This is a genomic window from Teichococcus wenyumeiae, from assembly GCF_003696345.1.
Lineage (GTDB): Bacteria > Pseudomonadota > Alphaproteobacteria > Acetobacterales > Acetobacteraceae > Pseudoroseomonas > Pseudoroseomonas wenyumeiae.
In genome coordinates this window covers 1-9,064 of the sequence record NZ_RFLX01000073.1, presented here as the reverse complement: position 1 = coordinate 9,064, position 9,064 = coordinate 1, and the positions used below count along the sequence as shown (strand labels likewise).

General features: G+C 63.7%; 10 protein-coding genes and 1 pseudogene. 7 read left to right on the top strand and 4 right to left on the bottom strand.

What is annotated here, in order from left to right:
• The 4 genes and pseudogenes from EBE87_RS30105 to EBE87_RS26820 all read left to right on the top strand — a co-directional run.
• Positions 1-201 (top strand): hypothetical protein (locus EBE87_RS30105; RefSeq protein WP_233560242.1); only part of this gene is annotated, 201 nt, incomplete at its 5' end.
• A gap of 45 nt (positions 202-246) precedes the next feature.
• Positions 247-468 (top strand): hypothetical protein, encoded by a 222-nt coding sequence (locus EBE87_RS26830; protein WP_120639997.1) that lies wholly within the window; start codon positions 247-249, stop codon positions 466-468.
• Positions 469-546: 78 nt separating this feature from the next.
• Positions 547-1,184 (top strand): annotated as a pseudogene (locus tag EBE87_RS26825) (recombinase family protein).
• A 277-nt stretch (positions 1,185-1,461) separates the two neighbouring features.
• Positions 1,462-2,205 (top strand): PEP-CTERM sorting domain-containing protein, encoded by a 744-nt coding sequence (locus EBE87_RS26820; protein WP_120639998.1) that lies wholly within the window; start codon positions 1,462-1,464, stop codon positions 2,203-2,205.
• Between the two features lie 73 nt (positions 2,206-2,278).
• Here EBE87_RS26820 and EBE87_RS29550 read toward each other — a convergent pair whose 3' ends face one another.
• Positions 2,279-2,722 (bottom strand): hypothetical protein, encoded by a 444-nt coding sequence (locus EBE87_RS29550; protein WP_199707732.1) that lies wholly within the window; start codon positions 2,720-2,722, stop codon positions 2,279-2,281.
• A gap of 1,417 nt (positions 2,723-4,139) precedes the next feature.
• Between EBE87_RS29550 and EBE87_RS26810 the strand changes: the two genes are divergently transcribed.
• From EBE87_RS26810 to EBE87_RS26800, 3 genes are all read left to right on the top strand, one after another.
• Positions 4,140-4,790, top strand: a complete 651-nt coding sequence (locus tag EBE87_RS26810) for a ParA family protein (protein ID WP_120639999.1) — start codon at positions 4,140-4,142, stop codon at positions 4,788-4,790.
• Positions 4,771-5,022, top strand: a complete 252-nt coding sequence (locus EBE87_RS26805) for a hypothetical protein (RefSeq protein ID WP_120640000.1) — start codon at positions 4,771-4,773, stop codon at positions 5,020-5,022. Before EBE87_RS26810 ends, EBE87_RS26805 begins: the two co-directional genes overlap by 20 nt.
• 339 nt (positions 5,023-5,361) lie before the next feature.
• Complete coding sequence (locus EBE87_RS26800; RefSeq protein WP_120640001.1) at positions 5,362-5,910, top strand: helix-turn-helix domain-containing protein; 549 nt, start codon at positions 5,362-5,364, stop codon at positions 5,908-5,910.
• A gap of 44 nt (positions 5,911-5,954) precedes the next feature.
• Here EBE87_RS26800 and EBE87_RS28845 read toward each other — a convergent pair whose 3' ends face one another.
• The 3 genes from EBE87_RS28845 to EBE87_RS26790 form a co-directional block, all read right to left on the bottom strand.
• A complete protein-coding gene (locus EBE87_RS28845; protein ID WP_147426153.1) occupies positions 5,955-6,230 on the bottom strand; it encodes a hypothetical protein in 276 nt (91 codons plus the stop codon).
• Positions 6,231-6,344: 114 nt separating this feature from the next.
• Entirely contained in the window at positions 6,345-6,590 is a 246-nt protein-coding gene (locus EBE87_RS26795; protein ID WP_120640002.1) for a hypothetical protein, read from the bottom strand.
• A gap of 373 nt (positions 6,591-6,963) precedes the next feature.
• Positions 6,964-8,037 carry an alpha/beta fold hydrolase gene (locus EBE87_RS26790; RefSeq protein WP_120641200.1) on the bottom strand — a complete coding sequence of 358 codons (1,074 nt, stop codon included), beginning with the start codon at positions 8,035-8,037 and terminating at the stop codon, positions 6,964-6,966.
• Between the last annotated feature and the right edge of the window lie 1,027 nt (positions 8,038-9,064).

Genomic DNA, 9,064 nt, shown 5'->3' with positions numbered 1-9,064 from the left:
TGGTGGCAAGCGGCTTACCTCGCGCCAGTGGACCCGCTGCTGCCGGGGCGCTTTGCCCAGGAGGCCTGTGCCAGCCTGCCAGGGCTATCCGGTACGACAGCAGACGCGGCACCCGTGGACGCCGTTCTTGCGGCGGTGGGCTTGCAGCGGCTGCGGCTGCATCACGACCAGCAAGTACCGGAGTGGACAGCAGCATTGTAAGCCGCCGCCACGCGGGATCCGCAAATGCCCGAAAGGCGAACACCTGTGGACCTTCAGAAACTCGCCGAAGCCATGCCCGGCATCGCCACCAAGCTCGGCGAGCTGATGGTGAAGGATGGCCTGGGCATGTTCCAGCAGCTGGGCCTGACCTTTGACGACGCCATGCCCAGCGCCGGGCTGAGCTTCACAACCAGGGATGGCGACCGCCTCCGCGTCACCTTGGCCATCGAGAAGCCGGACGATGACGATGGCGAAGACTTCGACTGATTCCGCTTTCCCGTCCCAAAACCACTAGCCCGCGTCTGGCGACCGCTCGCCAAATCACCCGCCGCAGAGAAACGACAGATGCTTCCCCTTCCAGAGTCCCCGCCCGGCCCCCGCCACATCGGCTATGCGCGCGTCTCCACGGACGACCAGCGCCTGGAGCTGCAGATCGACGCGATGCTGAAGGCGGGCGTGGATCTGGAGTGGATCTTCACCGACAAGGCCAGCGGCGCGACTGTCGATCGGCCCGGCTTCGTGGATTGCTTCCGGACACTCCGCCAGGGCGACACGCTGGTGGTGTGGAAGCTGGACCGGCTGGGCTGCAATCTCTCCCAGCTGCTGCAGACCGCCGAGCGGCTGGAGCAGAAGGGCGTCGGCTGCGGGTAGTCACCGAGGCCATCGACACCAGCACGCCCATGGGACGCTTCATGTTCAACGTCATGGGCAGCTTCGCGCAGCTGGAGCGCGAGATGATCCAGGAACGCACGCTGGCCGGCCTTGCCGCGGCGCGCGAGCGCGGCCGGATCGGCGGCCGCAGGCCAGTGATGACGCCGGAACTGTTGGAACAGGCGCAGCGCCTGGTGCTGGACGAGGCCGCCGGCGGAGAAGGCCTCTCCGTCGCCCAGGCGGCCAAGCGCCTGAAGATCAGCAAGACAACCCTGTATCGCGAATTGAGCGCCGCACAGGCGCAGGAGGGAGCCAATGACCTCGCAGCCTGAACCTCAAACGGCCGGCGAGGAGACGCCATTGCAGATGCTCGTCCGCTTGGGCCTCTTCATCAGCATGCCGAGACATAAGACTGAAACCGTTCACGTCGACTTCTGACAACCCCAAGATGTGACTGATTGTCCGACGCGCTACCCTTGCGTGTGTCGAGTAACTTTACGTCTGGCCTTCGCCAGGGAACCTTTACAATGCAATACGTTGTAATTTCATTACAAAATTAAGTGGCCTGGGACTTGCTGTGATGCCGATAGCTTTCTTGAAGGATTCCCAGTGCTTAGCATCAAAGGCTTCTTTACCGCCGCCATTGCTTCGGCTGTCCTGGCGGTTGCCGTGCCGCAGCAGGCGGAGGCCGCCGCCTATTTCACGACGGACGCCTGGTACGGCGCCATCTCCGATGCTGCTGCGGAGCGTGGATCGGTCACGCTGACGCCGCTCGGCGGATATGAGGTCTCCTACACGGACTGGTACGGCTCCTGGACCCAGGAAACCAAGAACGACCCGTTCCCGGCTGGTCCGGACGCGGGTTGGTATTTCCAGCCGGACAGCTTGCTGAGCCGGGGGGTGGTCCACTTCGCCAATGACGTGACCCCCGGTACCCTGGCCGGGACCTACAGCTGCCACAGCCCCATCAGCCGCTGTGTCGGCGTGATGAGCATGACCTTCACGCTGCCTTATGAAGTCATTGGGCTTTCGGGGATGCTGAACCTGTGGGCGGACCACTGGCCCACAGTGAGCATTTTTCCTGAACTCGAGGTGGGTTCGATATTGAAAGGTACGGACTGGAAGCTTAACGATCCCGATACCTTCTACGGCAAGATGTTCGACCTTCCAACGAACACCTTCACAGTCAATTGGAACTATGGCCAATACGGCAGCGACAACTTTGCGGGCTTCACGCTGACAGATGTGATGCTCGTGCGGGCCCCTACGGCTGTTCCTGAGCCTGCCTCGGCCGCCCTCTTCGGATTTGGGCTTCTGAGCGTCTTCATGGCGCGCCGCTTCCGCAAAAGCTGATAACGACATTGCGCTGCTGGGGCGACCGAGACCTCCCAGCAGCGCAAGTCACATGACGTCCCAGCTGTCTCGGTCATGCCCTTGCGGGGGCATGCACCCATTGCCGACGCAGCGGGTTGTCTTCAGGCGCCCGGGCATCGCATTCGGCCATCAAAGCCTGCGAATGATCAGCAGCAGCACTTCTTTCACCAGCCCCAACAGTCCGCCGGCGAGGAAGAAGAGAGATCAGCATTAGCCAACCCATGACGGTTATGGTGTGCAGCGGGCCACCTACATCAAATCCTGCGACAATGCAGGATTGGGCAAAGCCTTCATGGGACCGCATCTGTTCAGTTCGGCGATCAGCCCAGCCAGGACCGCGGACGCAAGCGGTGCGATTCCTATGACGACCATCAGGATCAGCAACCATATGCGGCCAGGCATTCTGCTCAAGGGCTTCCTCACGAATCTGCGTCCACAGCACGCGCTGCAGGAAAGGGTACGGGAGGGCAATCATGGTTGACCAGAAAGCGACCATCTTTGTTGCCTTGGTTCAGTTGAAACTTCGTGGCCAATGAGCCGCCGGCGGGTGAAGTGCCCCTGGGAGATCGCCACGACTGTGCCCCTCGGCCGGCAATAGCGGACCCGGGCGTCATCAGCACGATAAGTCTCGGCCACTCGCGTCATCACTAACGTCGACCATAATGTTGGCTCGAAGCTCCCCACCTGAAGGCGAGGCAGCACAGCATCGGCACGTTGGGGAAGAAGGGCTCTCAGGCCGCGCTTACGGATGAGCGATGCAGATGGCTTGTCAGGACTGGCACCGTTCTGTCGGCACGGTCCCGCCAGTGTTGCCCCCTGTGGTAGCGGCAAGCACGTTGGCGCCGGCCCACAGCGTGAACCAGCCCGCTTCGCACAAAGTTGGTGGTCGGTTGGCACATCCTCCCAAAACGATGGTGAGGAGGACCAGAGCGAGAATGCGCATAGGTAGCTTCCGATTGTGCCTGGGGCGTCATCCTGCCCGAGGCAAACAAGCAGGCCCAGCGCATTTTAATCGATGGCAGAACGATGCAGATCCCCGATGATGGGGCGGCCGAGCTATCCCAGGCGTTGGCTCGGGCTCGGGCCAGTGTCCTGAGGGCGTGGATCAAGCGGGAAGGCAGCCGCTTGGACTGTGCGCTAGCCATCCAACGTCTATGTAACCTGGCGACCGCTGCGGGCCTTCTGCCGAGCCATGGCCACGCCAAAAGGCAGGGCCGGCAACCATCCTCCAATTCCCGCCTGACAGGGAGGTTCAATACCGGCAAGGATGGTCCGACCGGCTCTTACATTGACAGGCAGTTGGCGCACAGGAAGCCGGGAGACTGACCGGCAGACACCCGGCGAGCCGTGGCCGCCGGCCAGCGGCCTGCCTCGCGTGACCGGATGAAGCCGGCCGAAAGCCTGCGATGGGGCGAGACACCGTTCGATGACCTGAGCCGGGCCGAGCTCCTCCGGCTGATGCAGGCCTATCACCTGCCGCTGACCAGCACCGACGGCGCGCTGCGGCAGGTCCGCCGTCAGGATCCGGCGAGCCCGTTCTGGGAGGCAGATGCCCAGGGCGGTCGCGCCCTAGCGCGCGCCGACATGCTGAAAACCTTGGCAAGCGTAGTTCCGGGCGCAACAGGAGATTGCGCGGGGCGCCATCGCGGAGAGGTTGAGGCAGCAGGCGGAAGAAGGAGGGGAGGAAGAATGGGTGAGAAGGAGGCGCCCCCCCGTGCTGGCGGTGGAGGTGGTGAGGCTCCGTAAGTTTCTGGAAGAGCAGGATAGTTTCTGGCGACAACGCTGCAACCGATGAACCATGGTTACAACCGTTCAACCATGTAACCTTGCAACCATTTGTCCAACTTTAATCTTGGTTGCACGAACCACGCAACCATGGTTACAACCAATGCACCATGTAACCAGACGGAACGATGGTGCAGACAATAGTTGTGGCGAGCCAGAAGGGCGGAGCGGGCAAGACCACGCTGACCAGCCATCTGGCCGTTGAAGCCGAGCGGCAAGGCGTGTCGCCGGTCGCGGTCATCGACACCGATCCGCAGGCGGGCCTCTCCGGATGGTTCCGGGTCCGCCAACCGGACACCCCTGCGCTGGTGCAAGTCCTGCCGGAGGGTCTGAAGGCCACGCTGGACAAGCTGGCCGAGGGCGGGGTTCCCCTCTGCATCATCGACACGCCCCCGGCCATCACCGAAAGCATCGCCAGCACGGTCGCTCTGGCCGATCTGGTGCTTATCCCGGCCCGTCCGTCGCCCAACGACCTTCGAGCGGTTGGCGCCACGGTGGACATCGTGGAAGAGGCCGGCCGGCCGATGGTCTTCGTGGTCAACCAGGCGGTGGCTCGGTCCAAGATCAAATCGGAGACCATCAAGGCCCTGAGCCAGCATGGCCCGCTGGCCCCGGTGGAGATCCACCACCGGATCGACTTCGCCACCTCCATGACCGATGGCCGCACTGCCGGCGAACTGGATCTGAAGTCCGCTAGCGCCGTCGAGATCACCGAACTCTGGACTTACATCGCTGACCGGCTCGCCCGGAGGAAACGCTATGGCATCGCCTCCCGCTAAGATCGACGCATCCCTGCTGGTCCGGAAAACGGACCTGCCACCGACCGTGGCCCCGCCGAAGCCAGAAGCTCCGGTCACCCCGTCCGGCGCGCCCGTGCGCGAGGGGCTGACCATCCGCATCCTGGCATCGGACAGCGAGCGGCTGAGGACCCTGGCATTCAAGACGCGCCAGAAGAAGCAAGCCCTGCTCGACGAGGCGATCCGCCAGTATCTCGACAAGATGGGCGTTTGAACCAATGAACCATGGTTGGTTACAACCAACCATGTAACCATCCAACCAAGTAACCATGCATGGTTGGATGGTTGTAACCGATAAACCGCTGAATTTATTGACTTGTCATCGGAAGCTCGGCCGGGAATGATTGTCCCCGCCGCGCAATCCCGCGTGGAGAAACGAGAAAGGGGCCGCCCCAGCAGATCCGCCAGAACGACCCCTCCCCGTAAAATGGCCTATCCCGCCTTGCAGGGCGGAACGAGAGACAACAGACCTCCAAGATAGGCCCCTGCGCTGAAAGCCGCAAGATTTGCGGACGGGAGAACTGCGCCCTGTTGGCGGCCCAGGAGCATGGGCATGCCTGCCTCACCACGCCCGGCCCGCGCCGGGTCAGTGCGCGTTGCCGCCTGGCAGCGCCAGCGCCTCGGCGATGCCGAGCGCCGCCGCATCATGGAGGCCGCGCGCCGCCTGGAGCGCCGCAGCCACCTGCCCGGACTACATGGCGGCGCCCTGCGCCGCACCGGCATCCTGGTGCTTTGGACGCTGCTCTACCGCGGCCCCTCGCGGCATGGGGTCTGTGACCCCTCCATCGGCCAGCTGGCGGCTTGGTCCGGCTGCGCCCGCTCGACGGTGCAGCTCGCCCTGCAGCGGATCGAGGCCGCCGGGATCATGGGCCATGTGCGGCGCGGCCTGGTGGTCGCCGGCCGCTGGTGCCAGTGGACGTCTGCGTATCTGTTCGCCAGCCCAGAGCAGTGGACTGTAAGCGATACCGAAGCCCGGTCAGCCGAAGTTTCTGTAGTGAAAAAGAAAGCTCAGGAAGGGAGACGGGGAGGGGAGAGAAGTGCCCTGCCGGCGGCCGAATACGCCGCCCTGGCCGTCAAATGGGGGCTGCTGCCAGCCGGATGAGCTCGAAGGCCGATCCAGACCAGCAGCCGGGCCCCCTGGTTCCGTTACCGATGATGATGCCGCGGCCCCGCCCAGACGCGGCGGCAGACGTCGCGCGTCACCCGCATCGGGCGGCCATGGCGGTCGCGGCGCATCACCGTCTGCGGCCGGCAGCGTTGCGCCCAGCGCACCGACTCAACGGGCGCCGTGTGTCCCAGGCTCGCCCCTGCGATCGGCGCCACAGCTGGCGCCGCGGCTGCCGGCTGCGCCAGACCCAATCCACCAAGGCCTAGCATGGCAGCCAGGGTGCAGGATGCGGCGAAGTGGGTGATGCGGGTCATCAAGCGATCCTCCTCAAAGACAACGCCAAAGCTAGACCGGGAGCGCGACCACCCCGTGGCACGGCTGTGGCGATGATGGGGCAGGGGGATGAGCCTGGGGGTCAGCTGGGCCAGTCACACCCGCCGCTTCGCCCACAGCAGCACCACGAGACTGCACCAGCCCAGCGGCGGCGCCGGCGCGCCCAGGAAGGGACCCCAGCCGCGGGAGAGCTGTTGCTGGATTGCCAGCCAGACTTCGCCGGACGGGGCGAACTTGTTGGGCAGCTCCAGCACATGCGCCGTGGGCGCCTGCACGGCCAAGGCCAGATGGATTCGGCCGAGCCAGATCCCGACGGCTGGTTCGGGCTCCGTCGTTCGCATGGTCGTGCCGGATAGGACTGCGCCACGCCGCGGCCAAACCTTTGTCCGTGATCCTAAGCGGTTCTGGCCGCGTCACACCGGGCTTCATGGCACCAGCCACGACGACATTGCGGCAGCCTCGTAGGGACTTAAGCTGACGCACGATAAGCCGGGGTTTATCGTGCCGATCTTACCTCTGAAAAACACCGCCGATCAGTGCGGCGCAACGATGTCAGGGTACCCGCCAGAGCACCGTCCGCGCCAAGCAGCAGCCTATCGTGGACTGAACCGCTAATGCCCGGAACGGTTGCTGCCGAAATCTCGTAGCATCACTGCTGGGCAACGCCGCTACCCACTGTCCCGCCTTGTGGCGTCTACGCCAAGAGTTTCCCCGCTAGCGCCAGAAACCGTGCTCGGTGAGCCATTCCTGCAGGAGCTTTGCCACCACGTTGCCGTTATGGTCCATCATGACCATGTGGGTATTGCCGAGGGCGCCCCGGGCAGGCAGATCGATCTCGTCAACCTGTCCGCCGGTCTCGCGGATGGCTGCTGCGAAGCGCCGGACGTTGCTGCGGATCGATGACCAACGCGGGTCCATGTTGTCGCCGTAGACGAAGACCTGCGGGATATCCTTGAGCCGGCCAGCCTGTGCCATGTCGCCAGTTCCAGCGGGTTCGACCAGGACCATTGCACGGAACAACTCGGGCCGCCGCTGTGCCAGCTGCCAGGCTAAAGCGGCGCCCTGGCTATGGGCAATCACCACACTGGGTCCGACCCGCTCCAACAGTGCGGCATAACCGGCCAGCACATCCTCGTCGGTGCTGAGGAACCGTGGCACGACCTGTCTCATGAAGTTCAGGTAGCTGTCCTGGTCGGTTGGGAACTGCGCGCCGGGCGCGGTGGTCTTGCGCGCGAAAGAGCCAGGGCCATCACCGATGCGGAAGCGCTCCCAAGGGTTCTGGAGTGGCAGAAACACGGGCTCGCGAAAGATCTCGGGAACCATGGCCCAGCCACTCCGCCCGCGCTCCACTGCATCGGTCACGTAGGTTGCCCAACCCCGGCGCAGGAAGAAGTGCTCCCAGCCTTCCCGGCCATCCGGCGTGGTTTCATAAGTCACACCCGTTAAGTAAGCACCGTGCCAGAGCATCAGCGGCGCAGTGCCGCGCTGTGGGCTGGGGATCATGTACTGCGCGTACATAGCCCCGACCATGTAGGAGCCGTTTGGGTCAATCCGGTTCAAAGTGCCGCCAACCGTCGGCATGTACTCGCGAATGGGTTGGCCGGAAATCTCCACCATGCGGCCACCGACGTGGAAGGAGCCGAACCGCTCCAGCGTGATCGGTCCTACCTCCTGTGCCCGCGCGGAAGCCGGGAGCCCCGCACAGGCCAAGGACGCGATAAAGGTAAGCTGGCGCAAATGACGCCAGAGCCGAACCACTCCCGTTTGGCGACGCTGATCAGTGCTCATGACGTTCCCCCTTATTGTGCCTTCAAATCGGCTTTCAGCTTCTCACCAAACCATCGTTGGCTGTGATTGCTGCGGCAGGCCAGGCGCTACCTCCTGATGGCAGGTCTAGCCCAGCGGATATCAAGATTAGGATACGGCATGGTCTCTCCACCACCGGCACCTCGGAGTCGGCAGCATGGTTCCGCGCCGAACTGGCAGCCTTGGGCCAGACGCAGGCCAGCTGCGCCCAGTGGATGAAACGGCGCGGGGATGACCGGCCGCTTGCGAACATCGAGCGTCATTTTCGGCGCATGGCCAGCGGCGAGAATCGTGTGTCTGGCGAGATGCGCGTCATCCTGGACATGATGCGCAATGGTGGCGAAGGCCAAGAAGGTCGCTCAGGCCCGTGCTGCCCAGAAGAGTTCTGGCGGCAACCAGGTCCAGAGTGGAGCTGATCAGGATGGGCCAGAGCGGGTCGTACTCGGGTCTAACGGCTGCTGATTGCGGCAACCGCCCATGGCCTGACCGGCGAGCACGCCGGCCCTTTGATTACCGTACGGCGTGGCTGCTGCATTCCTCTTCTTGGGCTGAATGCATAGGATGGCGTCAGCAGGGACGAATCACCGCCCGGTGTGGAACATTAGAAGGTAGCGCGCAGCGACGAAGCGCGCCGACCTCTAAGCCAGGATGCGCGGATGGCATCGCTGCCAATATCATTACTTTCATTTTAGAAACGGACGTGCTTCTCCGGCGAGGACATGTCCTCGGATTATCCGACAATGGATCTCCCCGGGCGAGCGAAGGCGCGACGCCAAGCCAGGATCTGGCTCGGCGCAGCCGCCGCGCTCCCACTGCGTCCGATGTTGATTTGCCATGCGTGCGGACCCATCTTCATAAGATGATCCGGCCGACTGCGCTTCATCACCGCCGTTGCCTTCTCCGCGCGGGAAGCCTGCTCGCGGGCTTCTAGGCTCAGGGCCTATTAATGATCCTCTTGCGTTTTGATCTTGCTGTGATTCCATGGCGTCGGAGGTGCTGCCATGGCTGA

Excerpts from the sequence above, each read along its gene's own strand:
- EBE87_RS29550 (WP_199707732.1), bottom strand. The coding sequence starts at position 2,722 with ATGGTCGCTTTCTGGTCAACCATGATTGCCCTCCCGTACCCTTTCCTG.
- EBE87_RS26810 (WP_120639999.1), top strand. The coding sequence starts at position 4,140 with ATGGTGCAGACAATAGTTGTGGCGAGCCAGAAGGGCGGAGCGGGCAAG.
- EBE87_RS26805 (WP_120640000.1), top strand. The coding sequence starts at position 4,771 with ATGGCATCGCCTCCCGCTAAGATCGACGCATCCCTGCTGGTCCGGAAA.
- EBE87_RS26800 (WP_120640001.1), top strand. The coding sequence starts at position 5,362 with ATGCCTGCCTCACCACGCCCGGCCCGCGCCGGGTCAGTGCGCGTTGCC.
- EBE87_RS28845 (WP_147426153.1), bottom strand. The coding sequence starts at position 6,230 with ATGACCCGCATCACCCACTTCGCCGCATCCTGCACCCTGGCTGCCATG.
- EBE87_RS26795 (WP_120640002.1), bottom strand. The coding sequence starts at position 6,590 with ATGCGAACGACGGAGCCCGAACCAGCCGTCGGGATCTGGCTCGGCCGA.
- EBE87_RS26790 (WP_120641200.1), bottom strand. The coding sequence starts at position 8,037 with ATGAGCACTGATCAGCGTCGCCAAACGGGAGTGGTTCGGCTCTGGCGT.